The 26350-nt window shown below is 28.9% G+C and carries 19 protein-coding genes; all 19 read right to left on the bottom strand.

The window, feature by feature from the left end; all coding sequences use genetic code 11:
* Positions 1 to 769 precede the first annotated feature (769 nt).
* The 19 genes from ACY2RW_RS12030 to ACY2RW_RS11940 all read right to left on the bottom strand — a co-directional run bounded on the left by ACY2RW_RS12030 (position 770) and on the right by ACY2RW_RS11940 (position 26235).
* Positions 770 to 1726, bottom strand: a complete 957-nt coding sequence (locus ACY2RW_RS12030) for a hypothetical protein (protein ID WP_490122974.1) — start codon at positions 1724 to 1726, stop codon at positions 770 to 772.
* A gap of 11 nt (positions 1727 to 1737) precedes the next feature.
* The gene (locus tag ACY2RW_RS12025) at positions 1738 to 5001 is read right to left on the bottom strand and encodes a V-type ATP synthase subunit I domain-containing protein (RefSeq protein ID WP_490122973.1); all 3264 of its coding nucleotides are present in this window, start codon (positions 4999 to 5001) and stop codon (positions 1738 to 1740) included.
* Positions 4998 to 5648, bottom strand: a complete 651-nt coding sequence (locus ACY2RW_RS12020; RefSeq protein WP_490122972.1) for a condensin complex protein MksE — start codon at positions 5646 to 5648, stop codon at positions 4998 to 5000. Before ACY2RW_RS12020 ends, ACY2RW_RS12025 begins: the two co-directional genes overlap by 4 nt.
* Entirely contained in the window at positions 5618 to 6973 is a 1356-nt protein-coding gene (locus ACY2RW_RS12015) for a hypothetical protein (RefSeq protein WP_490122971.1), read from the bottom strand. The genes ACY2RW_RS12020 and ACY2RW_RS12015 overlap by 31 nt, the downstream gene beginning before the upstream one ends.
* 173 nt (positions 6974 to 7146) lie before the next feature.
* A complete protein-coding gene (locus tag ACY2RW_RS12010; protein WP_490122970.1) occupies positions 7147 to 7809 on the bottom strand; it encodes a P-loop NTPase family protein in 663 nt (220 codons plus the stop codon).
* Positions 7810 to 7900: 91 nt separating this feature from the next.
* Positions 7901 to 8587 (bottom strand): hypothetical protein, encoded by a 687-nt coding sequence (locus ACY2RW_RS12005; protein WP_490122969.1) that lies wholly within the window; start codon positions 8585 to 8587, stop codon positions 7901 to 7903.
* A gap of 35 nt (positions 8588 to 8622) precedes the next feature.
* Positions 8623 to 8901, bottom strand: coding sequence for a helix-turn-helix domain-containing protein (locus ACY2RW_RS12000; RefSeq protein ID WP_490122968.1), 279 nt, complete (start codon positions 8899 to 8901; stop codon positions 8623 to 8625).
* Between the two features lie 501 nt (positions 8902 to 9402).
* Positions 9403 to 10251, bottom strand: coding sequence for an RteC domain-containing protein (locus ACY2RW_RS11995; RefSeq protein WP_490122967.1), 849 nt, complete (start codon positions 10249 to 10251; stop codon positions 9403 to 9405).
* Positions 10252 to 10367: 116 nt separating this feature from the next.
* Entirely contained in the window at positions 10368 to 11396 is a 1029-nt protein-coding gene (locus tag ACY2RW_RS11990) for a UDP-glucose--hexose-1-phosphate uridylyltransferase (RefSeq protein ID WP_490122966.1), read from the bottom strand.
* Positions 11393 to 12433, bottom strand: coding sequence for a UDP-glucose 4-epimerase GalE (gene galE, locus ACY2RW_RS11985; RefSeq protein ID WP_490122965.1), 1041 nt, complete (start codon positions 12431 to 12433; stop codon positions 11393 to 11395). The genes ACY2RW_RS11990 and galE overlap by 4 nt, the downstream gene beginning before the upstream one ends.
* 2 nt (positions 12434 to 12435) lie before the next feature.
* Positions 12436 to 13578: a galactokinase gene (gene galK / locus ACY2RW_RS11980; protein WP_490122964.1), complete on the bottom strand. Its 1143-nt coding sequence runs from the start codon at positions 13576 to 13578 to the stop codon at positions 12436 to 12438.
* 5 nt (positions 13579 to 13583) lie between these two features.
* Positions 13584 to 15230 carry a solute:sodium symporter family transporter gene (locus tag ACY2RW_RS11975; protein WP_490122963.1) on the bottom strand — a complete coding sequence of 549 codons (1647 nt, stop codon included), beginning with the start codon at positions 15228 to 15230 and terminating at the stop codon, positions 13584 to 13586.
* The gene (locus ACY2RW_RS11970; protein WP_490122962.1) at positions 15218 to 15841 is read right to left on the bottom strand and encodes an HAD family hydrolase; all 624 of its coding nucleotides are present in this window, start codon (positions 15839 to 15841) and stop codon (positions 15218 to 15220) included. Before ACY2RW_RS11970 ends, ACY2RW_RS11975 begins: the two co-directional genes overlap by 13 nt.
* Positions 15842 to 15844: 3 nt before the next feature.
* On the bottom strand, positions 15845 to 17149 hold the full coding sequence (locus tag ACY2RW_RS11965; RefSeq protein ID WP_490122961.1) for an MFS transporter: 1305 nt from the start codon (positions 17147 to 17149) through the stop codon (positions 15845 to 15847).
* Between the two features lie 95 nt (positions 17150 to 17244).
* Complete coding sequence (locus ACY2RW_RS11960; protein ID WP_490122960.1) at positions 17245 to 18177, bottom strand: glycerophosphodiester phosphodiesterase family protein; 933 nt, start codon at positions 18175 to 18177, stop codon at positions 17245 to 17247.
* Positions 18178 to 18251: 74 nt separating this feature from the next.
* Entirely contained in the window at positions 18252 to 19730 is a 1479-nt protein-coding gene (locus ACY2RW_RS11955; protein WP_490122959.1) for an outer membrane protein assembly factor BamB family protein, read from the bottom strand.
* 1 nt (position 19731) lies between these two features.
* Positions 19732 to 20883, bottom strand: coding sequence for a glycerophosphodiester phosphodiesterase family protein (locus ACY2RW_RS11950; RefSeq protein ID WP_490122958.1), 1152 nt, complete (start codon positions 20881 to 20883; stop codon positions 19732 to 19734).
* Between the two features lie 22 nt (positions 20884 to 20905).
* Positions 20906 to 22642, bottom strand: coding sequence for a RagB/SusD family nutrient uptake outer membrane protein (locus tag ACY2RW_RS11945; protein ID WP_490122957.1), 1737 nt, complete (start codon positions 22640 to 22642; stop codon positions 20906 to 20908).
* Positions 22643 to 22653: 11 nt separating this feature from the next.
* Positions 22654 to 26235 carry a SusC/RagA family TonB-linked outer membrane protein gene (locus ACY2RW_RS11940; RefSeq protein ID WP_490122956.1) on the bottom strand — a complete coding sequence of 1194 codons (3582 nt, stop codon included), beginning with the start codon at positions 26233 to 26235 and terminating at the stop codon, positions 22654 to 22656.
* Between the last annotated feature and the right edge of the window lie 115 nt (positions 26236 to 26350).

Here is a 26350-nt window from a genome sequence, read left to right as displayed (position 1 = left end):
GAAACAAACAAAGATTTGAGATAAGGAATACTTGGACTTAGCGATGGTTTTGTGCAGTTGGATGAGGTAAGGAATTATAAAAAAAATAAAATACCTAGTGCGTGGGCAGCAGCGAGAATAAGTGTGTTGTTATTTATTTGTTTTGTACCAATTTCCTTGATTGGTTTTGTTAAAAGTGAATGCTTTATATTTTTTTTGCAAGACTTGATGTTGAGATTTTATACTCGATTTTAATAAAACACTATTTGCATTTGCTTTTAGTAAAACCAATATTTACTACATTTTATAGCAAATAAAAAACAATAATCTTATTGGCTTTTTTTGATTTTATGGGTGCTTTATAATTGTAATATAAACTGAAATTATAATAGTTTTAGTAATGTTAATTTAAAATTACAAATAAGCACTTATAAAAACAATGCAACAATTACGGAATGATTTTAAAATAACTAAATTTTATTGTTGATAACGGATTTGCGCGATGTAAGAGCGGCTATTTTACATAATGGCGTTATAGACCAGAAAGTGAATGAATGTGAATATAACTGCGCATTATGTTAATATAGCTTTGAGGAGTTTTGTGTTTTATGAAAAAAATATAAAAGCTTTGCTTTTTAGAGTTGTGAAATGAGTTTACGAATGCAACAAACTCTAAAATGCAAGTACCTTTAGAATATTAAAACGCTATACTTGCGTTGGCGCGCGGAACAAACCAAAAAAAAGAGGGTTTTGAGGAACGAGAAAACTGGATTTTGGTTTGTGTGGGGAGTTAAATAGCTTTTATACTCTCTAATAATTCAATTAAATCCATTGATTCTTCTTCAACCCATTCATCTTCGTCAATTAGGTTATTAATTATTTCAATTTGAATTTCTGTATAATCTCCCTTCTTTAGTTTTGAAAATTCTTCTTTTTTCCATTTGCTATTATGATGTGGAGAGTTTGTTGGAAGTGCATTAGACAAATCTTTGGGTTCGATAAGACTAATACTAACATTTTTATTATTGAAAATCTCTTTTATCCTTGAGAAAATTTTTAATCCGTGGTAATCCCAATCACAAAAATATAATACAGGATGGTTTAATTTTTCTAAAGGCAAGTCTAACAATGGTTTTGTGTTATTACCTCCAACATACCATAATTCAATTCCTCTTTTTTTATACTCAATAGGCACTTTTAAACAGGCAATATTTTCACAAATAACTATGACTTTAGGATTTATACAATCTACCACTATTCGCCATAAATTATTCCTTGGGTCTTTTTCTGGAAATTCATCAATCCTCAAAAGTTTTAAAACATCTTTCTTTAAGCCTGGTTTATTTGATAAATATTTAGCACCTTTTCTTTTGAAAACTCTACTCGAAAAAGTATATTCTGTAGTTAGGGTTTTGCTTAACTTCTCTTTATTGTTGAATATAAAAATTAATGATTCTAAATCTGATTTATCATATCTTTTATGCGCATTATTATCTATTCCTGATAGCTCAAAAAAATTATTATAGTATTCAAAAACCTCTTTAAAATGTTGCTCATAAAAAGTATCATATCTTAACGTTGGAACAATAATATTATGATTCCCAACTTGATATTTCATCAACTTTTTTTGTCTATACAAAACTTGATTTATAAAATCATCATTTAATATTTTTAAACGAGTTTTCTTCTTCTCGTATAATTGATTTAATCCTTTAAGATATCTCCATTCTATGTCTCTCAAAATCACAAATGTTATATTTAATTAGAATCTATAAATACAGGAATAGGTGGATAATTTACTTTTCTATCTTCTTCCAAATTATTTTGAAGTAAGTATATATTTTGATTGGTTGTACTCACTTTATTTGGTGATATAGAGAGAGATAGTAATTGATAGTCATTATTTTTTGCTATTTCATATAGCATATCGAAATTACTTCCTAAACCTTCTGCTTCATCTATTGGCATAAAACGAACACCTGGTCTAACTTTTTTAGAACTTGATTTTTCGTTTTCAATCAATGATAATCTTGCAATACAAAGCAATGCTATAGCAGAATAAGTTTGACTTGTACTTCCAGCATTTTTACCTTTATTAGACTCAATAGTGAAGCTTAAGTCATAATATGATTTAGGGTTTAATAATTGCTTATATGATGGTTTTATATTTTTTGGACCTCCACATCTATGAAATGCTTCAATCATTTTCTCTTCTAATGAAACAAAGCTTTCTAACCCCTTACTGAATTCTTTTAAATCGTCTAAAAGATTATTGCCAATCCCTAAAGCTGATTCTTCATTAATTTTATCAATAAAATCTTGCATCCATTCTCTTGGGTAAGATTTATTTATTTCATCTCTTAAATGAGCTTTATGATTGCCTGTAATAACTTTATCATCATCACGTAAGAACTGCCTAACTCTTCTAATATAATCTAATTGATTACTTACCTCTGCATTTACCTCATCTATTATAGTATTTAATCTTTGAAGTTTTCTTCCATTCAGTTCTTGATTTTTAATATTGATGTCCTTTAATCGTTTATTGATTTTTTCAATAATATCTTTATCTAAAGTTTCACCATCATTAAATATTTCTGAAGGTAAAATTTCTTCACATAATCCAATAAAGTCACCTGTATTTTCATATCGAGAATAATTATTTTCCATATATCTTCCTGCGACTGTATTGTAGAAACCTGAAAAAGAATTCTTCTTATTATCAAACTCATCTTGTGATTTTTTAATTATGGACTCGTTTAACTCTTCTTTAGAATATTCAACTTCATTGATATCTTTTTCAAAAACTGTAAAATATTTACTTGAAAGTTCTTTTGTCTTTTCTTCAAAGCGAGATATTCTTTCATCTAATTCTTTTAATAATTCTGTTGGATTAATATGTTTTCTTTGTTCTTGTAAAAAGACTAAAAATGTTTTGTAATAATTACCTTCAGAGTTAGATAGAGTGTCTAATATTTGATTACTATTATTAGTAACCTCTTTTTTGTATTTGTACTTTTTTTCTAATTCATTTAAATTTTCAGGATGTATAACTTTAGGTAAGTCCTCCAGTTGTGTTTCAAGATTATTTTTTAAAGTTTTTAAATTGGTTCTTCTAGTGTCTATTTCATTATATTTTTTCTTCGCAACTATAAAATCGTCTGACATCTTTGTTGATTTTTCAAACAATGAAGCAAACTCATTAAGTTCTTTTAATTCAAGATTATAAAAATCATAACTATCTAAATCATCATAATCATTTTTAGAATTCCAAGCTTCAATATATTCCTTTGGATTATCTAGGTTTTCAAAGACTCCTTGAAGTTCAATTAATTTTACCTTTTTAGATTTTAATTTTTCAATATTAGCATTCAGACTTATACTTTCATTCTTAAAAAACTCTATAATCTCTTCTTTTTTCAAAGTATTAAAAACTCTATCTCGCTCTTGAATTAATGGAATAAACTCTTTTATTCCGTTTAGGTTTAACCAAAACCCATTTTCAGTTTTTTTATAAACACTAAAGTTCTCTATTAATTCTTCAGGTGTAGGGATATATCTGTGCTTAATATTGCTTGGTTCTTCTACTATAAGATTTTCATTTTGATATTTATGAAGAACACTTTCTTCTTCAATAGATAATTCTCTATCTAAATTTAAAGCCCAATATGCTAAAGACTTTTTATTCTCAATATCATTGATTCTATTCAATTTTTCTTTGCTAGATATCTCTTCGCTTATTTCTTCCTTTTCTTTTTGCAGTTTAAGTATAATGCCTTTATCCCAAGTTTTACTACTAAAAAAAGGAAATAATTCTCTTGTCTTTAACTCTTGTTTTAAGACATTAATCTTATCAATTTTATCTTTTGATTTATGGTAAGATATGTACTTATTTAAGATAGCATCTTTACTACAATTTAATTGTTTCATCCAGCTATGTAATTTAACAATTACTTCATTTTTTATTTTTAAATCTTCTTGAAGTTTAAAGGCTGTTTTAAATTCCGTTTCTATCCTTTCAATACTTTTATTGAGTTCATCAATTTTTGCTTTGGCTAACGTTGCCAAAAATGAAAGATTAGATTCACTTCTATAAAAACTACTAATAGCATTGGTAATCTCTTTTTTTTCAGAAATCAATTCCCTCTTTAGATAAGTATATTCAGCTAATAAGAACTCTTTTTCAAAACTCTCCTTTTCATCTTTTTTAGCTAACAATTCAACTAAATCATTGTGTTTGTTGTTAAGCATTTCAATTTCGTTGGAATTGTCTTTGAATTTCTCAACATCTGAACTTAAATCTTTAACAGCTTCTTTAAACAGCCTTTCAAATCTGTTTTCAGCCTCATCACCAAATAGGAAATTTTTTAATTTATCACTTTTAGAAATATCTAACGATTCTCTTGAAAAGGCTTGAATTATTTTAGAATAATTTTTTAGTACTTTTTCGTTTTTTGAAACATCTACTGGAATAATATTATTCTCATTGTTGCAAAGTATTTTGTGATACATCTTTGTGGTTGCCCAAGAAGTACATGTGTAGTCTAAAGTATTAAAAATATGCTCTTTTAATTGTTCAATGGGTAATGTATTATCATTATCAATAAAATCATTAACACTTACTAATTTGTTAAAAGGAATTAATTTAGTTTGTTCAGAAAAATCATTCCCATTTTGAATTATAAACATTTGATATGCGCCTGTACTTTCTAAATATATCCCTATAACTATATATTGATTTTCTTGTATTTCAATGTTTAAAAAAGCATAGCCAAAATCTGTTCCTCTGCCATCAGTTTTTAATACCATTGTTTTTGGCAATCTATCATCTGCACTTTGTGTAGGTGAATGAAAAGAACTTGTTCCAACAAAGATTAATTGTAGTAAATCTGAAACTAAACTTTTTCCAGAACCTCCTTCGCCAACAAAATCTGTTCTGAAAGAATTAAACTCATAATCAAACCCTTGATGATGAATAATATTTAGAGTAGACAACCTTTTTATTTTTGGATACTTTTTCATTTTAATTCCTTAAATATTTCATCTATAGATAGAATTTCTTTTTCATAAAATGTTACCAACCTGTCAAAAGCAGGTAAGAGTTCAAATTCATCATCAATTAATTTTATCCAACCAATTTTGTTAAACTCATTTAAAGCAGACTTAACTGTACTATCAATAGCGTTATCATTTAATTTTCCAGGATTAATATTTTTAGATTTACCTATCAATCGATATAAACCTGGTTTAATATCATCATAGTCAATACGTATTTTCCTCTTCAATTCAGAAACCGAATTCAAATCAACTTCTCTATGGATATTTATTATCTCATTAATGATGAAACCTATTATAATATGTTCATTCTTTAGATAGTGTCTATGATTTTTACTAATGTCACCTCTACTATTTGGGTCATCAAAATCGAGATAATAATATTTATCTGGATATTCACCACCAGAAGATAAACTAACATCAAATAGTTCTTTATAATAAAGTTTTAAGCTTTCTTCATTTTCAACAATATAATTGTACAACTCTAGTTGCCTACCGTATTGTTGAATATGAACTCCATCTTTTAGCTTGTAGTCAATTTTAGCAAAGAGTTGTTTTGTCTCTCTATTGTATAGAAAGCTATCTATTGTATCTTTTGCACTTCCATCTTCCATAACGTAATGTCTTTAAATTTGCTATTTTTTTCTAATTCATTATTCATCAATACAGACATTTTATTTTTGTTCCGTACAGTTTTAATAACATTATACAAAGCAGAAATTGCCACTTGTACATCATCTTCTGTATTTAGTATTTTGAAAAACATTTGGCTTAAGTTTACTTTTTGCCCTAACTCAATTTCAGATAGAATAAATGTTTCCCAATTCATTATTTTCTTCTGTTGAGATATTCTATTTTCTACTTTTTCTTGGTTCTTTTTCATCAAGCTTTTGTTTTGCTTGTATACTTGAACCTTACGAGGTTTAGAAGGAAAAAGCTCAACATCTCTTTTTAAGATTGTAAAGCTTGGTACATCCAAATGAATTTTAGGGGTTTGAAGCTGATTTGGGAAAACAATTTCTTTTCTACTTTCTACATATTCTATAGTACTGTTATTTAAAATATATCTCGTGAATTTTTGAACTTTTGAATTAAATCTTGGTCTATTTAAAGCAGTAAATAATTGCCTAATCCTTGGTTGTATTCTCTCTAATTTTTTGTCAATAGTATTTAAACGAATATTAGTATAACTTATAAAAGAGTTTACATCTGATATTAAATCATTGATATAAGGGTCTTCAATTTTTCTTTTTTCTAAAAGTGTTCTGATAACTTTTGTTTGTTCATATGCAGACCTTAATTCTTTGTTTTGTTCTTTGGCATTGTCTAAACTATTTTCGACTCCTCTTAATACATCTATAAACTTTAGTTCAGAAAAATCAGAGTCTTTTTTTAATTGTTCAACTGAATTTGCAATTTGTTTTTCAAGAAAATCTATTTGCTCTCTTAATTTAGGCTCGAAGTTATTATAATGAATTTCTAACCAATTTTTCAAACTTTCAATATCATCATCTTTAACCATTTTTAATAAAGAAATAATATCGTTACATAACACCTTTATTTTAGTAGGACTGAAAGCACCTTTAAGTGTTGTTTTTGCATGTTCACAAAATTTATATGCATAATCTTTAAATACATATTTCTGTGTTTCTTGGTCATAATCTAAAAAGTATTCTTGTAATTCATAAATATAACCGCTGTAATCTTCTGTTTGATGCCTGATTTGTGGTTGAAAAATTTTAACGAAAGCATTATGAATGTCTTTTTCAGTAAACTGCTTATCTATGAAGTTTTCTTCTGTAATTTGCTCATATAAATAAATGATAGCTAACCCTATCTCACGATTAGGAAATAGTTGAGCATAAGTTTTACTTTCTCTTATTTCATCAAAGAAGTTGAACTCTATTTTTTTGTTAGCATCATTTTCTATTATGCTCATAAATGACTATATCTTATATATAGTGAGGGATTATTTACATAAAGAAAGAATTTATAGATGAATAGGGGACTTTCATTAATTCTTTTTCTCTCACACTTTTTCAATGACATAAATGTAAGAAAATTTAATCTTTTTTAACACGGATTGCCGTATTTTGACTTTTAATATCAGAGTTATAATCTTTTATCTTTACTTTCTTTATCAAAAGCTATCAAATTGAAGAGCTGACGCATACGTGAACGAACACGGTTACCATATCTATTTTCTAATTCCTGTGCATTTAAATTGGTTGTTGCGTGAGTTCTCAATTTTCTTTTTAAAAATAAATCATAGCGAGATAATAGTATTTCTCCCATTACATTGCAATCCTTTCCAAAATATCTTCCTGTGGTTTCTACACCTAAATCATCAAAACAATAAAATCCATTACTACCAAAATCTTCAATAATTTTGAATCCGTTTTTATTAAAACTAAATGTAATATTTCTTGCTGGTAAAACTATATGTTTGATTTGATGAGGTACAATGTGTGGTAATAATTTCATTAAACTTGTTTTACCACAACCTACTGGTCCTGATAGTAAAACTCCTTTATTTGGATCTATTCCTATTTTTTTGCAAGTTTCAAAATCACGAATAAAATAAAGACATAATTTATATAAAACAGATTCATCTTCTGAATAAATTTTGAAGTTCTTACCAAACAATAATTTTCCTTTTGCTTCTAAATAAATTAACATTTTTGGAAAATCGTATATTATTAGATTTCCTTTTTGTTCACCTAATTGGTATTGGACGCTTCCTTCTTGGATGATGTGAGGTGTTTTAATTTTCATTTTTTATAGATTCCTGCCTTCGCAGGAATGACAGATTAACCTTTAGATTATAAATTTTGTTTCATAGACACTCGGAACCACAAGCCGAATATCATAAAGGTTCATTATAATTCTTGTTTTTACTTGTCTTTAGGTTGTCTTGATTTTGGCTAACTGATTTTTGTGTTTCTTTGTTTTTTATTTCTTCTGCTTTTATTAACCAGTTTTTTGCTGTTGCCTGCCAATTGACAATTTTTGTTTTACCGCCAACTTTCCAACCAATACCTTGGTAATGGTTGAAGAATTTTTGAGCTTCAATTATTGGCCAATTTTCTTTTTTGAAAAAACCGATAACTTCATTTTCATTTTTGGGCTTGTCAAGTTTAATACTGTTTTTATTGTTTCTATTAGTTTGAATATGTTTATTAATAGATACCAGTGCTTGTCCACTGCTTGTCTCTATTTTGGTACTGCTGTGTACCAGAGCTTGTCCAGTACTTGTCTCGAATTTGAACATCTTGATTTTACTACCTTTAAATGGATTGTGAGAAGGGAAATAAATGATGTATTTCCAATGACTTAATTCTTTAATACACTTATGATATGTAGATTTTGAACCTATTTTAGAAAAACGCATTACCTCTTCACGATTGATATAAAATTCTTCAGGAAATCGATTATTATTCCAGATTTGGAATAACCCTACATACAAGCTTATATGTGTTGGGTTTAAACGGTTGTCTTTTGAAAATTGAATAAACACACCTTTTAATTGTTTTATATAGTTTACGTTTTGCATAAAATGAGATTTCTCGACTGCGCTTGAAATGACAGTTAGATCTTGTTGTGAACTCTGTTTTCTTCTAATACTTTTACAATTTCTTCATAATCGTAATAAATAACACCACCGACTTTGGTATAAGGTAATGTACCATTGATTCTTAAATTTTGTAAAGTACCTGGAGAAATACTTAATAAATCTCTAACTTCTGGTGACTTTAACCACTTTTTAGGAGCAAAGCCAGATTGATGATTGATCATTGCTTTGATGTCTTCTAATAATTCTTCTTTGAATTCTCTTAAATCTTCTGTAGTAATAATTGATGTTGGCATTTTAATTAGTTTTAAATTATTTTTATTCTTTTATTTTTTCTTGATAAAAAACGAAACAAAAAATTAGGTCACACTTTTTCGCTACGCGAGTTACCTGCAACCAAAATATATTTTGGTCTTGGTAGTCTTGAATTCTACTTTTTATTTCATATTCGAACCCAGACCGTAAACTCTTTGGGTTCTCTGTATTTCATAAAAATTGAATTCTACTAAAATGAAAATAGGACAAAACGCCTAAAAATATTTTAATTTCAAAAAGTTAAAAAAGAAACTGCTGAAATTCCTCCCACATTTCATACAGTCCCCTTCAATTGATTTGACTTTCGTTGGCAAATTTCAGAAGAATTTTTAGGTTGATTTCGGTAGTTGTTCGTAACTACGAAAAGTTTTTTATTTGCCTTTTTCTAGCATTATTATCTTATTTTTTGTTGCATTTTGGTAAGAAATGATACTTTACTATTCTGAGAATATTGTTTTCGTAGTTACGAAGAGGTTACGAGTTTAGATTCCATCATCATAATCTAATTTTTCTTGTAAGTTAGATGTCAGTTTATTTAGAAACTTTGTTCTTTCTAAACTTCTATTTTTTATCTCTGAATAGGTTTTATAAGAATTTGAAATCTCTAAATTAAAAACTTTAGAGAGCTTAATTATCAATTCTTTTGTATTGATATTACCTGTATTGATTGCACCTGACACTTTTAATGCATACATCAATTCAACGAAATCAGTTTTTGATGCTGTCCAGTTTAATGATGCCTTCAACTTCTTATTATTATCATCAAAAATACCAGTAGAAATATTTTTTAAAGTATTGATTTCTTTTTTGTAAAAGTTTGTTAGTAAATCATAGGCTAATACTTCTGCAGCTAATGTATCGTGACTTGTGTAAAATTCTGAATCTAAATGCACTGATATATCTGTAGAAAATAATTCTAATTGTTTATTTTCTCGAAGAAAATATATATGATCTAAAAAAGTACTTTTATGCTTGTAATATCTATAGAACTCTAAATTCTTATGCTTTTTTGCTTCTAATTTCTTTAACTCGTTCTTCAAATAATTTTTCAAAATTGAATTAGTAGAATTTGGCTTACCTACTTGATATTTTAATTGATTATTATAAAAAATAAAATCAGCATAAATACTTGGTTTTACTTGTTTAAAGAAATGAATTTCATCATTATAGTCTTTGAATTTTCTATTTCTAATATTGACTCTTAAATCTTGAAGAATCTCTTTCGCTTGTTTTATATGGAGTTTTAATTTTACAATTTTAGTGTTTTTTTTTAGTGAGAGTTCTTTTTGTTGATTATAATATTGTTCAACTAGAGGGATGTATTTTTTCATTTTCTTGCAATTATTTTGTGTTCTCTTTTATATTTTCATTATTCTTATTTCTTTTGCAAAAAAAAAGACGTAACCTGAGCTACATCTTTTGATTTATATTTTAATATTAAATGAGTTTATTGCATTCTATGAGCAATCTCTTTTAATAAATTAGCAGCCATTTCTGGAGTTATATCTCTTTGTGGCATTGCAAACATTTCATAACCTACCATAAATTTTTTTACTGAAGCAGAACGTAATAGGGGAGGGTAAAAACTCATATGCCAATGCCAACTATCATAGTTTTTATTGTCAGTTGGTGATTGATGAATTCCTGCAGAATAAGGAAAAGAGACATCAAAGACTTTATCATAAATAGCAGTAATTTTCTTTATAGCTTTTGCGTAATTTACAATCTTACTTTCATCCATTTGTAAAATATTCTTTGCTTTCTGTTTTGGAATTATCATTGTTTCATATGGCCAAACAGCCCAAAAAGGAACTGCCACTAGAAAATCTGTGTTTTCATAAACAACTCTTTTATCTAAAGACTGTTCTTGCTTGCTATAGTCTTCTAAAATAGACGTATTATTTTTTTTATAGTAGTTTAAGAAATTTGATGTTTTCTTTTTGATTTCAACTGGAATCGTTTCTTGTGCCCATATTTGTCCGTGAGGATGGGGATTGCTACAGCCCATAATTTCACCTCTGTTTTCAAATATTTGCACAGAATTGATAAATTTCTTTTCTGATAATTCTTTGAATTCTCTTTGCCAAGTTTTAATGACTTGAACAATTTCATCAATTGTCATTTTTGCTAATGTTAAAGAGTGATTTGGAGAAAAACAAATAACTTTGCAGATACCTTTTTCTGAATGTGCTTCTAACAATCCGTTTTTTAGTTTTTGGGTATTTGACTCAGGGAGTATTGCCGCAAAATCGTTTTCAAAAACATAGGTACTTTTATAATCAGGAGTTATCTGACCACCTGCTCTTTTATTTGTTGGGCATAAATAACAATTTTCATCATAAGTAGTTTTATTTTTAACTTCATTTTCTTCTACTTTACCTTGCCATGGCCTTTTGGTTCTATGTGGTGATACCAAAACCTCTTCACCAGTTAAAATGTTTTTCCTAATATGTGTTTTGTCTAACAATGAATTCATATTTGTTTTTTAAGATTTTTTCTTGCTTTTTGTTCCCATACCCAAGATGATTTAATCATTTCATCTATGGTTCTTTCTGCCTTCCAATTTAGTTTTTCTTCTGCTAGTTTTGCATCAGCGTATAATTTTGGTACATCTCCAGCTCTTCTTTGAGTAATCTCATAATTTAATTTTTGTTGTGTTACTTCTTCAAAAGTTTTAATTACTTCTAAAACTGAAAACCCGTTACCAGTACCTAAATTTATTACTTCAAAATTTGTTTCTTGACTTTTATTTAACAATCTACTTAACGCTTTTACGTGTGCATCTGCTAAGTCTTCTACGTGAATATAATCTCTTATTGGTGTGCCGTCTTTGGTAGGATAGTCATCTCCATAGACCATTAGTTTTTCTCTTAAACCAATTGCTGTTTGTGTAATGTATGGCATTAAATTATTTGGGATACCCGTAGGTAGTTCTCCAATTAGTCCAGATTTATGTGCTCCAATAGGATTGAAGTAACGTAGTGATATTGCAGAAAAGTCTCTAGAAGCTACAGAAAGATCTTCTATAATTTCTTCTGCTACTTTTTTTGAATTTCCATACGGAGAGAATGGTTTTTCTGTTTTATTTTTTTCTGATATTGGTAAAGATTCTGGATTACCATAAACCGTTGCAGATGAAGAAAAAATAAGATTATTTATATTGTATTTTTGAGCACAAACTAATAAATTAATTAAACCTGTTAGATTATTTTGATAGTACATTAATGGATTTTGTACAGATTCACCAACAGCTTTATGAGCCGCAAAATGAATAATTGCTTCAAAACCTTTATGATACTTTAGAATATTATCTATATGGTCTTTATTTTTTAAATCACATTTTATGAAATAAGGTTTTATACCAGTGATTTCTTTAATGCTGTCGATTACATCTTCTTGAGAGTTAGAGAGGTCATCTATTATAGTAACTTCAAAATTGTTTTCAATTAAACGAACAACAGTATGGGAGCCAATATAGCCACAGCCACCAGTAACTAGTATCTTTTTTTTCATTTTTAAATTATTTTAACTCCATCTTCTAATTTAACTGAATAAACAGATGGTTTTATTTTAAATTTCAATTCGTATTCTTTTGCTATTTTCTTTACTTTGTTTTTAAAGTTTTTATGCACCAAATTAATTGTGCATCCACCAAAACCTCCACCCATCATTCTTGCTCCTAAAATATTCGGACTTTCTTTTGTTTTTTCCACTAAAAAATCTAATTCTTTACAACTTACTCTATAAAACTCACTTAAACCTTGATGAGATTGATATAAAAGTGTTCCTAATACGTTAATGTTTTCCTCTTGAATTGCTTTTGAAAATAATAGTACACGCTCATTTTCCTCAATAACATATAATGCTTTTTGAAAGTCTTCTTCTGAAATTTTATTTTTAATTTTTTGAAGACTTTCTTTTGAAGCATCTCTTAAAGCTGAAATGTTTAATTTTTTTGAAATACTTTCACAAACTTGTCTTCTGTCATTGTAAGCACTTTCAGATAAATCGTGTTTTACATTTGTATTTATTAAGAGGAGTCTATATTTTTTTAAGTCAATTTTATATGACTGAGATTTTATCGTTCTACAATCTAATAATAAAGCGCTTCCTTTTTTGCCAAACATACTTGCGTATTGATCCATAATACCGCATTTGACTCCAACATAATTATGTTCTGCTTTTTGGGAAATTATAATCATTTCCTCTTTTGAAAGTTTTAAATTAAAGAGTTCGTTTAATCCGAATACTATACTGTTTTCTAGAGCAGCAGATGAAGACATACCTGCACCACCAGGAATATTACCTGCAAAAGTTATATTGAAATTAGTTAGTAAACTTCCTGATTTTTGAATTTCGGCAATAACACCTAAAATATAATTTTGCCAACTACCACTAACTAAAGGTTTTATGTTTTGCAAATCAAATTCATACATTTCTTCTTTATTTAAAGCATAAACTTGACTTTTATTTGAATCACTTTTTTGAATAGCCAATACGATTCCTTTGTTTATTGCTGCAGGGAATACCAAACCATCGTTATAATCTGTATGTTCGCCAATTAAATTTATTCTTCCAGGGGAAAAAATCATAAGAGGTTTGGTTTTATAATGCTTTTTAAAACTCTTTTTAACAGCTTTAACTAATTTTTTATTCATAATCATTATGCAAAATAAATATAGACACCAATCACAATGGCACAAATAGCAATACCAGCTTGTTTAACATATTTCCAAGGTGTAATCTCTACTTGTTTCGTGAAATCTTGTACAAAAGGTTCTTTCCTAGGTTTTAGTTTACCAATCAATAACATAATACCTACATTTAGAACAAATAAAATAGCCATTATATCAAGAAAGTGCGGGTATGCTTGTGCTTCAACTAATGCTAAAGCAGTTTGGTCTTTAATTCCTAAAGTATTTGCATTTTCTAATGCTCTCTTAATATAATAAGGTTGCATAAAAAATTGACTTATAATGTATAAAAAACAACCAGTAAATAATCCGATTTTTGCTGCAATGGCTGGTACTCTCTTTGTTAAATATCCTACTACTATTATTGTTAAAATAGGAATACTATAAATACCATTTATTTCTTGAAGATAAGCGAATAAGCTTCCTGCATTTGCAATTAAAGGCGCAATGATCATCGCAGTAATAGCTAAAATTATTCCAAAAATTTTACCATATTTCACAATTGTTTTTTCATCAGCTCCTTTATTAATATGCTGTTTGTAAACATCAATTCCAAATAAAGTTACTGAACTATTTAAAACACTATTAAAAGAACTTAAAATTGCGCCAAATAAAACAGCTGCAAAAAAGCCAACCCAAGTTTTTGGGAGTACTTTATTTACCAACATTGGATAAGCACTATCTGTATTTTCTAAATTTCCTTGAAAAAGATGATAGGCAATTAAACCAGGTAATACCACAATAATTGGCCCCAATATCTTTATAAAGGAGGCTAGTAATAATCCTTTTTGACCTTCTTTTAAATTTTTTGCTCCTAAAGCTCTTTGTATAATTTGTTGATTGGTTCCCCAGTAGAATAGTTGTACCAACATCATACCAGTAAAAATGGTGTAAAAGGGAACAGGATCTTTTGCAGTACCCATAGATTTAAACTTCTCAGGGTTCTCAGTTGTTAGAATTGATAATCCATCTAAAATATTTCCATCTCCGATTAACATCAAACCAAAAATGGGAATTAAAATTCCGCCAATTAATAAACCAATGGCATTAATTGAATCAGAAATAGCAACAGCTTTTAATCCACCAAAAACAGCATAAATTGAACCTATAATTCCAATACCCCAAACACAAACCCAAATAGATTGTGAATGTGATACTCCTAATAGTTCAGGAATATTAAACATCCCACTTATAGCTAGTGATCCAGAATATAAAATTACTGGAAGTAACACAATAGTATAGCCTGAAAGAAATAAAATAGAAGTAAGTGTTTTTGTGGTTGTATCAAACCTTTTTGCTAAAAAACCCGGAACGGTTGTTAAGCCTCCTTTTAAGTATCTAGGCAGTAAAAAGATAGCAGTAACTACCATAGCAATTGCTGCTAAAGTTTCCCATACCATTACTGATAAACCACTTTGATAAGCTGAACCATTTAAGCCAACTATTTGTTCTGTAGATAAATTAGTTAGTAATAAAGACCCAGCAATAACACCTGCAGTTAGACTCCTTCCTCCTAAAAAATAACCATCTGAAGAAGTCTCTTCTATTTTTCTAGTTTTTAGATAAGAAATTACTGCTACTAAAACTGTAAATCCTATAAATGTTAGTAGTTGCATAAATATTTATTTGTTTCAAAAATATCGTTATCTATTATGCAAAGACTTTTTAATTTACATAGCTCTGCTGATTTGGTATTACTTATAGCATCATCAACAAATAATGTTTCTTCAGCAATTAAATTACTATCATTTAAAACAAAATTGAATATTTCTTTATCTGGTTTTCTTATACCAATTTCGTGAGAGTAATAGGCTTTTTGAAACAGATTATTAAAAGAATATTTATATTTTTTTTCAAAATCATTTAAATATTTTAATTGATGAATGCTATTTGTATTACTCAATAAGAATAAGTTATAGCTTTCTTTTAAGCTTTTTATAAAATCAATTCTATTTTCTGGAATATCTAATATCATTGAATTCCAAGCTTGTTTTATTTCCAAATAACTGTTTGATTGATTTGATAGATTGGAAAGCGATTGTAGAAATATATCTTCTGAAATATGACCAACTTCAAAATCATAAAAAAAGGAGTGTTGATAATGATGTCCTGTATCATTTACAATGTTATTGATTCCTATTTCATCAAAAGCTTTAATTGTTCTTGGAACATTTAAGTTCATAATGACGCCTCCTAAATCAAAAATGATGTTTTTTATTTTCTTCATTTTTTAAGTTTTTTTCCAAACGAATAATGCTAAAACAACAGATAGGACTGCAGCTCCAATCCAAAAAAATGTAATCGTATCAAAATTATATATGGTTTCACCATTTGCAATGGTTTTGTTATTTTCTATTAAATATCCACTTGCAATATCTTGAATACCAGCAGCAGCATAACTCATAATCCCTACAATTCCTAATGCAGCACCTGATGCTTTTTTTGAAGCTATATCAACAGCCATTAAACCTCCTAAGTAGCAAATTAGTGCTCCAATGCCTAATCCAAAAATCACCATACTCATAGCATCTAACCACCAAGTATCTTTAGGACCTAACAAGAAAAGACAAAGTGCAAAAACATTCATTAATCCAAATATTAAAGCAGGGGCATTTCTCCTACCTTTAAAAAATTTATCAGATACAAAACCCGATGATGCTGTTCCTAAAATCCCACAAACTGCACTAATAGCAACTAAGCTATTTGCTTGTGTTAATGTATATCCTTTAGCTGCTTCAAAATAATAAGGTCCCCAACTGTTTACTGCATATCTTGAGATGTACATAAAAGCACTTGACAACGCTAATAACCATACATAAGGATTCTTTAAAACACCTCTTTGTTCTTGCCAAGTTGAGGTTTTCTTTTTAGTAAAGTCTTTATTTACCGGTGGTAATCCTTTGCTTTCAGGAGTGTCGTGAAAAAATAAAGAAATGATAAAAGCTCCTAAAAGACCTATAATAGCAGCTGCTCTAAAGCCCCATTGCCAACCAAAATAAGAAACCACCACAGCTGTTAAAATGTAGGTTAAAGCTTCACCTATATTATGACTTGTGCTCCAAAAACCATAAAAACTACCTCGTTCTGAGTCTTTATACCATCTTGAAAGGGAAACAACACTTGAAGGAGCTCCCATAGATTGTACCCATCCATTTACGCCCCAACAAACAGCAAAAAACAAAAAAGTACTTGTAAAGCCCATTATTAAATTTGCTAAAGCAGAGACTAAAAGACCTATGGACATAAATCTTTTTATATTACTATGATCTGCTAAAAATCCATTGGTAAACTTACCAATTGCATAAGCAAAAAATAACGTAGAACCAATAATACCTAATTCCGATTCTGTTAAAACTCCTGCATCTACTATTGGCTTTTTAATGACGTTTAAACTCAATCTACATACATAATACAGTCCATAGCCTAAAGTGGCAGATATAAATACTTGCCATTTTAATTTTTTATAATATGATTTTTGGTCACTTTCTGACTTTGTTACTGGAGAAGGAGATGACTTCTTAAAATATTTTATCATTTGTGTTGTTTGTTTTTAGATAAGAATTTAAAAAGGGCATAACATATTATGCTATGCCCTTTAATTAACTAATTCAAATTAAATAGTTTAAGGTTTTATTTGTGCAAACCTCTATCTCTTAAATAGGTAAGTAATAATTGTGGACGATCAGTTTGAATAATATCAATGTTATTATTTATATACCAATCATAAATTTCTAAATTATTTACTGCTTTTTCATCATCATGACCTGCATTGTGTTTTGGCCATAAAGCATTTACCCAAATACTTGCTCCTTTTGCTCTGATTTTTTTGAAATCTTTTAAAAATTTTATGGAGTCTGTTTTAATTGTAAATTCAAAAGCTATAGGAGGGTTTTCAGAATCTAAGTACTCATTCACAAATTTTTCGGCATTACTATTAGGCAACCCTAAAATTGGCATAAAGTGTACTTTGTTTAAATACTTACCAAATTCTTTTTTTACGGTAACATAATCTTTACCACCTTTAATGATTACTTGGTTTTCTGTACCAGTTTCTAAGATAATTTGATAACATTTATCAAAAATCTTATAACTTTTATCTAGGTTTACTAAAATTTTATCTTTTGATGTTTGTAATGCTTCTTTAAGTGTTGGTATTTTGTGTTTTGTTGCAACACCTAAGCCATCTACAAGGTTTAAGGTTTTTAATGAATCTAATGTCCATTCACGTATTTTACCTTTCCCATTGGTTGTTCTATCTATTGTTTTGTCGTGCATTAAAACTAGATGACCGTCTTTAGTTTCTCTAACATCAATTTCAACCATGTCAACCCCCATTTTTATACAGTTTTTAATAGCTTGTAAAGAGTTTTCAGGGGCGTTTCTCCAATCACCACGATGAGAAACTACAATGACTTGATTGTTTTTAGAATCCTTCAGATTTGCTATTTTCTCTTGAATGGAGAGCGTTTTAAAAGAATCTACTTTGCCTTTTTTAGGGATGTTATTTTTACAATTCAAAAAAAGAATTGCTATTAATATAAATAAGAAATTTATTTTGTTCATTTTTTTAGATGATAATTGTTAGGACAGTTCAAATTTTGAACTGTCCTAATTAATAATTATAAGGCAACAGTTATTTATCTTCCTGTATGTTTAGCATTTTTAGATAGCATTGGCCACTCGCTATCCATAAGACCAGTAGCATTAGTCTTTAAGGCATATAGAGTTCCTTTCTTATCTGTATTGTTACGAGTTAATATATATATAACTCCATCTTTTCCTATAGCTGCAGAAGATCTAATATTTTCGTCTAACTTTGATGCTTTCCATTTGGTATTGCCTTCTTTATCTACTACATAAAAAGTTCCAGTAACATCTCCGAAATATAGATTCCCATCATTATCTAATGCAGGAGCTGCTAAAATTCTATCAATAGTTTCGAAACTCCATTTTTCAGATCCATCTGGGTTATATGCTACCATTTTTTTGTCTTCTCCTCCCAAATATATAGTGCCATCTTTAGCAACCACTGGACCTCCTTGTTCTGTTTTGGCTAATAAACGCGAACCATTATCCCATTTAATACTACCATCGTTCATATTAAAAGCTATTAAATGTCCTGTATTATCGGAAGTTTTTCCAGATAAATAAATGGTATTAATACTTTCTACAATTGCAGGAGCACCAGCAGTGTAATCACCATAAATTGTTTTCCATTTTTCAGATCCGTCCGGATTAATTGCATAAAAATAATCATCTGCGGATGCTACATATACAACACCTTTACTATCTACAACTGGAGTTGCTCTAATATCGTGCCCTACAGGAAATGACCACTTGATAGTTCCATCACTTGGATTAACTGCATGAAGAATATCATCATCTTCCATTCCTACATATATAGTTCCATCTTTTCCAATTGCTGGAGATGAATATTTTACTCTTTTTCCTAAATCTACGACCCATTTATTTGTTCCGTCTGGATTCATAGCAACTAATTTCCCATGATAATCAGCAAAATATATTGTTCCATCATCTGCAACTGCAGGTGATGCTCTAACGACTTCATCTGTAACATATCCCCAGGATAAAGTTCCATTTTTTATTGCAAAAATATTATAATCGCCTCTTGATGGATCACTTGATTTACCATCTGTATTTAAATAAACTGTACCATTATCTGCTACTGCTATAGAGGTATTGGTAGAATAATAGGGTATTGTGTAAGTCCATAAAACTGTAGGGTTTATGCTGGCTGTAGATGGTATAATTACAGATATTTTTTTTGAAAATTCATTAACGTTTGTATTACCTGTATTATCTGTTACTTGTAATTTAACTTCATAGTCGCCAGCTGTTAAGTAGGTGTACACTGGAGATTTTTCTGTAGAGGTATCTCCATTTCCAAAATCCCAATTCCAAGATACTATCTCTCCATTTTGATCAAAAGACAAATCTGTAAAATCTATGGGAGTACCTTTATCTACAATTGGTTCTGCTATCTTAAATGCGGCTACTGGTTTTGTGTCAATTACTAAATCATCTTCGCTACATGATATTAATGAGGTAAACCCCAGAATTAATATCATTTTTATAAAAATTGTTAATTTTTTCATTTTAATTTAAATTTTTAGATTTTAAATAATTTTTAATCTTTATTGGATGGTCCGTTTGTATAATTGATCCTTTAAGGCCAATAAAATTGTTTACTTGTCTATAATGATCTGATTTAGGAGTAATAGTTGTATTGATATAAATGTTCCCAAAAATTGAAATAGTAGCTTTTTTTGCTGTTTCAACGAGTGATGCATTATTTAGTGCATTAGAATTGAACTGCATGACAGATATGTTTAAATTTGCATTTGTATATTTATTATAATCTGACTGACTTCTAACAATTGGAAAAATTATGCTTTCTTTATTTAAATCTACAAGTGTTTTTCCATCTGTTACATTATTAATAGTAAACATTACTTGTCCAAGCATTCCATATTGATTGATTACATTATATATTTTTGCATAACTTTCAATTTTAACATCTAAATCGATAAAAATTTTACCCCTTGAGAGTATTAAAGCTTCTTTTAAAGTTGGAATTTTTTCGTTAGTTAATGTTCCATTTTTTTTATATAGATTAAACTGTTTGAGTTCTTCTAATAAAAAATTGCTTATCTCACCAGAACCATTTGTTGTTCTATCTATAGTTTTATCGTGCATTAGCACCAATTCTCCATCTTTGGTTTGACGAACGTCCAATTCTATCATGCCAACATTGTAATTAATAGCATCAGAAATGGATTTTAAAGAATTTTCTGGGGCATTAATATGATTTGCACGATGTGCACAGATCATAATTTTACCATTTAAATCATTTAATGTTGTTATTAATGATTTTCTACCAACAATGTTATTAGAAAGAGAAATAGCAATCTCCTTAGAGATTGCCTTTTCTAATGCATCTCTTGTTACAGTTAGCGTAATAATATAATTGCCTATTTTTTTGTATGTATGTATTGGGTTTTTTAAAGTTGATGATGTGCCATCACCAAAATCCCATAAATACTTGGTGCTACTATCAATACCCATTGATTTATTTGTAAACTGTATTGTTTCTCCAACTAAAAAAGGTATTTCTGGAATATTAAAAGCAGCTACAATTTCTTTTAAATCATCGTTACTTTCAAGTTCGTTTTTTGAACATGATTCTATTGATAGAAATAAAATTAAGATAATTATATTTAACTTATAAAAAGTAAATTTACGCTTCATTATTATGATTTTAAAGTTCTACTTATTTCCACCCAGGGTTTTGAATCAAGTTTGGATTTAATTGAATATCTCCTAAAGGTATTGGGTATAAATAGTCTTTGTTTTCATCAAAACTTTTACTTCTATTAGCAAATGGCACTAAGTTTCCATTTTGACCATTTGATAATGAAATAACACCGCCAATTTCTAATTTTTGTGGTGCATTTGAATTTGAAGAACCTTGAAATAATTCTAAATCTAAAGAGCCATTTTCATCTAAATCAAATTGTCCTAAGCCAGAAAAATACATACCTTTAAAATGTTGTTCTAAAAGTTTTCCATTTTTCCAACGCATTAAATCATCATACCTAAATCCTTCTAAAACAAGTTCGATTCTTCTTTCTCTTCTTATTTCTAAAATGATTCCTGCATTAGATCCAGTAACATTTGAATAACGTGCTTGTAATATTGGGTCTGGTGTTGTATTGGCATTGGTAATATTTAATGCAGGCATACCTACACGAGTTCTTAATAAACCAATAGACACATCTAAATCTGCTTGTGTTAAAGTTCCTAATTCTGCTTTAGCTTCGGCAAAGTTTAGTAAAACCTCAGCATATCTAAAAATAGGGATATCTTGATAACCTGTTTGAAAACCATCTTGCGATTCATCATTTACATATTTTGAGATTTGATATCCGCTAATAGATGCAGAGAAATCTGGTAAAACAGAAGTATTACCTCCAATTCTAATATAGCCTGGTGTACGTATAGTTTGCTCTAATCTCGGATCACGATTCTTAGATTCTTGAGAAAAGTTAAACGTTTCAAAACCATTTTGACTTGTAAAGGGGGTTCCATCTTTTAGTAAGTAGGTATTAACAATAGATTTTGTTAATCCTACATCTTTTTGTGTTGGAGATGTAAAAGAATAGTTAATACTATTAATAACGTCTAACACATTACTGTATCTTCTGGTTAGCATTATTTCATCTTCTATAGCATCGTTAGATGCAAATAAATCTCGATAATCGGTATTTGGGCTACCTGTTGTGTACAGTTTATACGGACCTTCATCTATAACTTTTTTTGCTGCTTGTTGAGCTAAGTTAAGTAATTGGTCTGCATCTTGTTTTTTATGATATTTTCTATATGTTCCTTCAAATAGGCACACTCTAGATTTTAAAGCAAGTGCTGTCCACTTGTTTACTCTATCTGAAGATTTTTTTGAATTTAAATTTTCAACGGCTTTGTCTAAATCTTCTATGATTTTTTGAATGACAAACTCTCTAGAATCTCTTGGTTTTAATAATAATTCTTTGTCTTGACTTCCAATTACAGTATTATACCAAGGTACGTCACCAAAACGTTTTACTTTATTATAATAAAATAAGGCTCTAAAAAAGTAAGCAACTCCACTAAATTCTTTTTTTGCAGCGTCATCATTAGAACGTTCAAAATTTTCAAAGAAAATATTGATTTTTCTTAAATCTCCCCAACTCCAGTCACTGCTCCCAGCTGTAGCAGGAATAATTCTGTTTCCAGATTGTTCATTAGGTACACCGTTAAATAGAACATTGTCACTTCTGTTATCACTTTCAATAATTCCGCCAATTCCTGGTAAATCATTATAAAAACTATTGGTGTAAAGTTCTAAATCGGAAGCTGTATTAAATGAGTTTTCAGGAGCTATTTCTGATAATGGTTGTCTATCCAAAAACTCATCATTGCACCCAGAAAATAAAATTGTTAGTAATATAATAACTGTTATTTTTTTCATTTTTTTTATTTTTAGAGTTTTATGTCTAATCCAAATACGTAAGTCTTGGTAAAAGGATAAGCATTACCATTGCCCAATTGCTCTGGGTCTACTGTACGATCAGGATTATTTTTATATAAAGGAGAGAAAGTAAAAAGGTTAGTACCAGTTGCATACAATCGTAAACTACTAATATGTAATTTATTTGATAGTTTTTCAGGCAATGTATAACCAAGAGTTATATTTTTAATTCTTAAATAAGCAGCATTTTGAAGATATTTATCAGAATTTACTCCTAATTGAGCTCCATTGTACTTACCACCTCTATCTGCATAAACAGCGAGTCTTGGAAAATAAGCATTAGGGTTTTCTGGAGTCCAAGAGTTACTTTCTATACTTTTAGGGTAGAAAGTTTGGTATTGTCTAGCAAAAGGTCCAAAGAAAAAACCATTGTCTTTACCTGGATCCCAATCTCGTTGCATAACACCTTGAGCAAAGATATTCAAATCAAAACCTCTATAATCTGCACCAAGGTTTATTCCATAATTGTATCTTGGGTTTGTATTACCAATTCGTTTTAAGTCTCCATGATTTTTTAAAGTTCTATTACCAGGGGTAATCTTACCATCACCATCTAAATCTGCAAATTTAATATCTCCCGCTACTGGATGATTGATTAGATAATTATTTTGAATTCGCTCATTCACTAATGTTTGATCTGCATGATTTAAATATTCATTATCTGTTTGAAAAAAACCTTCAACAGTATAACCCCAAATTTCTCCAACTTCTTGTCCTACATAAAATTGTTCTATATCTCCATTAGGGTTGTCAAACTTTGTTATATGTGTTTTACTATCTCCTAAAGTAAAGCCTAAATTGTATCTAAAAGGTTTGTTTCCTAATTCAAACTGATCTTTCCATTTTAGAGAGATTTCAAAACCTTTAGTACGCAAGTCAGCTGCATTTTCTTCAGGTTCATTAGCTCCAAAAACGGATGGTAATTGTTTGCCTTGAGTAAGCATGTCTTTAACATCACGTCTATACCAGTCAAAACTTGTTGTAAAACGATTCTTAAATGCTGATAAATCAAAACCAAAATCAAGTGTTTCTGAAGTTTCCCAAGTAAAATTTGAAGATACAGGTTCTGGTGAAGAAAAATAATTAATTCTATTACCACCAACTATATATTTGCTTTGTCTAATATCTAATGTAGAGATATAATCATAAGCTCCAATATTTTGATTACCTAAAGAACCAAAAGATCCTCTTAGTTTTAAGGTTCCAACATACGGTTTTAATTTACTCCAAAAATTTTCTTCACTTATTTTCCATGCAATAGATGTTGATGGGAATAGCCCCAATCTATTATCAACTGGAAATCTTGAAGATAAGTCAAATCTTCCATTAAATTCTATTAAGTACTTGTCTAAAAGGTTGTATTTTACTCTAAAAAAACCGGCTCTAATAGCCCATTCTTCTTCTAAAGAGGTTAAGAATATGTTTTCTCCAGTTGCTAGATTAAATGAGTTTAAATTTTGAGAAAGGTTTCCGTTTCTACTTGCTATATTTCTTTTAAAACTATTCCATTCTTGATTATAGCCTACCAAAGCAGAAAATGTATGGTTTTCTATAGGGTTAAATGAGTAATCTACATATGCATTTATAGATTGGTATAATGAATTTCTTTCTAATTCTTTATAAAGTTGTTTATTTTCTTTAAAAAATGAAACACCTTCTCCATTAGGTTGGTTTGTAAAAGGAGAAGATATGATTCGTACCCATTCACTTTGTTGTCTTTTCCTAAAACTATAATCTCCTTTTACTTCTAAACCATCTATTATTTTCATGGAAATAGAAGTGGTATTAAATACTTCAAAATCATCCTCTACAGCTCTACTTTTTCCATTTAAGATATCAGCAAAAGTACCATCAGCTATATCTCTATTATTTGTATAAGCACCTTTTATAATTAGTGAACCGTCTGGATTTCTTGGTAAATATAATGGTGAAGCATGAAAGGTATATTTACGCCAATCTTCACTATTATTTGATCCGTTAACTCTACGTGTATTAGTTGCTGGTTCAGAATATTTTTTCTTATAAACATTAATTGAATTAGTTACATCTAACCATTCATAAGGTTTAGCCTGTATTTTAGCTCGTAGAGTATAGGTTTTAAGTTTGTCTTTATTAATTTTATAAATTCCATCTCTTTTATAAAACCTTCCAGATAAATAAAAATTCATTTTATCAGTACCTCCAGACAAACTTAAATTATGTTCAGTCGATAATTGTTGATTACTGAAAAGTGTATTCCACCAATCGGTGTTTCCATAATGTACATAACGTTCGGCTCCATTAACTGTTTTAATTAATACAGATGGTAGAGACGGGTCCTTTCTTCTTGCTTCTAAATAAGCATAATCTTCATCTGTATATCCTAAGTAAGTACTGGTGTTTTCTAGCAAGCTTAATTTATCACTTAATCTTGCCCAGTCTAATCCATCAGTAATAAAGTTGTCTGTTCTAATAGTTGGTGAACTCCAGCCATAATTAGTATTATAATTAATTTTTATATCACCAGAACGAGCATTTTTAGTAGTTACTAAAATTACTCCAAATGCTGCTCTAGCTCCGTAAATAGATGCGGAAGCTGCATCTTTTAATACAGATATAGATTTTATATCTCTAGGGTTTATACGGTTTAAATTTCCTTGAACACCGTCAATAAGTATTAAAGGGTTACCTCCATTTATAGAACCAATACCCCTAATATCTATATTAGCTTCTTCATTTATACCTCCATTATCTAAAGTAATGTTTAAGTTTGGAGCAACACCTTGTAATATTTGACTGGTATTCGGGCCAATATTATTTTCTATTTGTTTAGAACCTATAGATTCAACTGCTCCTGTTAAATTTTCTTTTTTTACTGATCCATATCCTACAACTACAATTTCGTCTAAAACACCAGCCTCTTCAATTAATATAATTTTAATATTAGTTTTGCCTTTGATAGCAATTTCTTGTGAAGTATATCCTAAGTATTGTATTATTAGAATTGCATTTTCATCTTTTACAGAAATTTTAAAATTACCATCAAAATCTGTTTCAGTTCCATTTGTTGTTCCTTTTTCTATAATACTAGCTCCTGGCAATAGATTTCCTTCTTTGTCAACTACACTTCCAGTAATAGCTTTTTTTTGAAGTTCTACTTTTTTAATTACTTGTTTGGTATTAGCAGTAATTTTAAGAGGTTTTAAGATAATTTGTTTACCATTTACCAAATAAGATATTTTTGAATTGGTAAGTAATTTTTTTAAAACCTTGGAAAGTTGTTCCTTTTTTGCTTTTATAGTTACTTTTTGATTGTAATCTATCTCTTTGTCTTTGTAAATAAACTTAAAATCTGTAATGGATTCAATTTTATTGAACACAGTTTCGAGGGTAACATTATTATAATTTAATGTAACTTTTGTTTTTTGTGCATAAGACTCATTTGCCTGAAGTTGGAAAAGAGATAATAATAATAATAACGTAGTAATCCTCATTTTTAAATTGAGTTTTATTGGTAAAGAACATTTTGTTCTTAGCCTAATTACTTTTTTCATATTTTTGTTGTGTATTAAGTGATTAATTAATTTTAGTCACATTTTATAATCGGAAGATGTTACAGCATCTTTCGATTTTTATTTTAAATAATGATGACTTTATTTTAGATTAATA

It is taken from the genome of Polaribacter sp. 2305UL8-11, from assembly GCF_058147165.1.
The sequence above is the reverse complement of the archived record's forward strand: the minus strand, read 5'-3'. Positions and strand labels throughout refer to the sequence as shown.

What these genes read in the sequence shown, in the direction of transcription:
- ACY2RW_RS12005 (WP_490122969.1), bottom strand. Translation starts at nt 8,587, where the DNA reads ATGCAAAACGTAAACTATATAAAACAATTAAAAGGTGTGTTTATTCAA.
- ACY2RW_RS12020 (WP_490122972.1), bottom strand. Translation starts at nt 5,648, where the DNA reads ATGGAAGATGGAAGTGCAAAAGATACAATAGATAGCTTTCTATACAAT.
- ACY2RW_RS12010 (WP_490122970.1), bottom strand. Translation starts at nt 7,809, where the DNA reads ATGAAAATTAAAACACCTCACATCATCCAAGAAGGAAGCGTCCAATAC.
- ACY2RW_RS11965 (WP_490122961.1), bottom strand. Translation starts at nt 17,149, where the DNA reads ATGATAAAATATTTTAAGAAGTCATCTCCTTCTCCAGTAACAAAGTCA.
- ACY2RW_RS11970 (WP_490122962.1), bottom strand. Translation starts at nt 15,841, where the DNA reads ATGAAGAAAATAAAAAACATCATTTTTGATTTAGGAGGCGTCATTATG.
- ACY2RW_RS11995 (WP_490122967.1), bottom strand. Translation starts at nt 10,251, where the DNA reads ATGAAAAAATACATCCCTCTAGTTGAACAATATTATAATCAACAAAAA.
- ACY2RW_RS11940 (WP_490122956.1), bottom strand. Translation starts at nt 26,235, where the DNA reads ATGAAAAAAGTAATTAGGCTAAGAACAAAATGTTCTTTACCAATAAAA.
- ACY2RW_RS11960 (WP_490122960.1), bottom strand. Translation starts at nt 18,177, where the DNA reads ATGAACAAAATAAATTTCTTATTTATATTAATAGCAATTCTTTTTTTG.
- galK (WP_490122964.1), bottom strand. Translation starts at nt 13,578, where the DNA reads ATGAATAAAAAATTAGTTAAAGCTGTTAAAAAGAGTTTTAAAAAGCAT.
- ACY2RW_RS11945 (WP_490122957.1), bottom strand. Translation starts at nt 22,642, where the DNA reads ATGAAAAAAATAACAGTTATTATATTACTAACAATTTTATTTTCTGGG.
- ACY2RW_RS11955 (WP_490122959.1), bottom strand. Translation starts at nt 19,730, where the DNA reads ATGAAAAAATTAACAATTTTTATAAAAATGATATTAATTCTGGGGTTT.
- ACY2RW_RS12015 (WP_490122971.1), bottom strand. Translation starts at nt 6,973, where the DNA reads ATGAGCATAATAGAAAATGATGCTAACAAAAAAATAGAGTTCAACTTC.
- ACY2RW_RS12000 (WP_490122968.1), bottom strand. Translation starts at nt 8,901, where the DNA reads ATGCCAACATCAATTATTACTACAGAAGATTTAAGAGAATTCAAAGAA.
- ACY2RW_RS11990 (WP_490122966.1), bottom strand. Translation starts at nt 11,396, where the DNA reads ATGAATTCATTGTTAGACAAAACACATATTAGGAAAAACATTTTAACT.
- galE (WP_490122965.1), bottom strand. Translation starts at nt 12,433, where the DNA reads ATGAAAAAAAAGATACTAGTTACTGGTGGCTGTGGCTATATTGGCTCC.
- ACY2RW_RS11950 (WP_490122958.1), bottom strand. Translation starts at nt 20,883, where the DNA reads ATGAAGCGTAAATTTACTTTTTATAAGTTAAATATAATTATCTTAATT.
- ACY2RW_RS11975 (WP_490122963.1), bottom strand. Translation starts at nt 15,230, where the DNA reads ATGCAACTACTAACATTTATAGGATTTACAGTTTTAGTAGCAGTAATT.
- ACY2RW_RS12025 (WP_490122973.1), bottom strand. Translation starts at nt 5,001, where the DNA reads ATGAAAAAGTATCCAAAAATAAAAAGGTTGTCTACTCTAAATATTATT.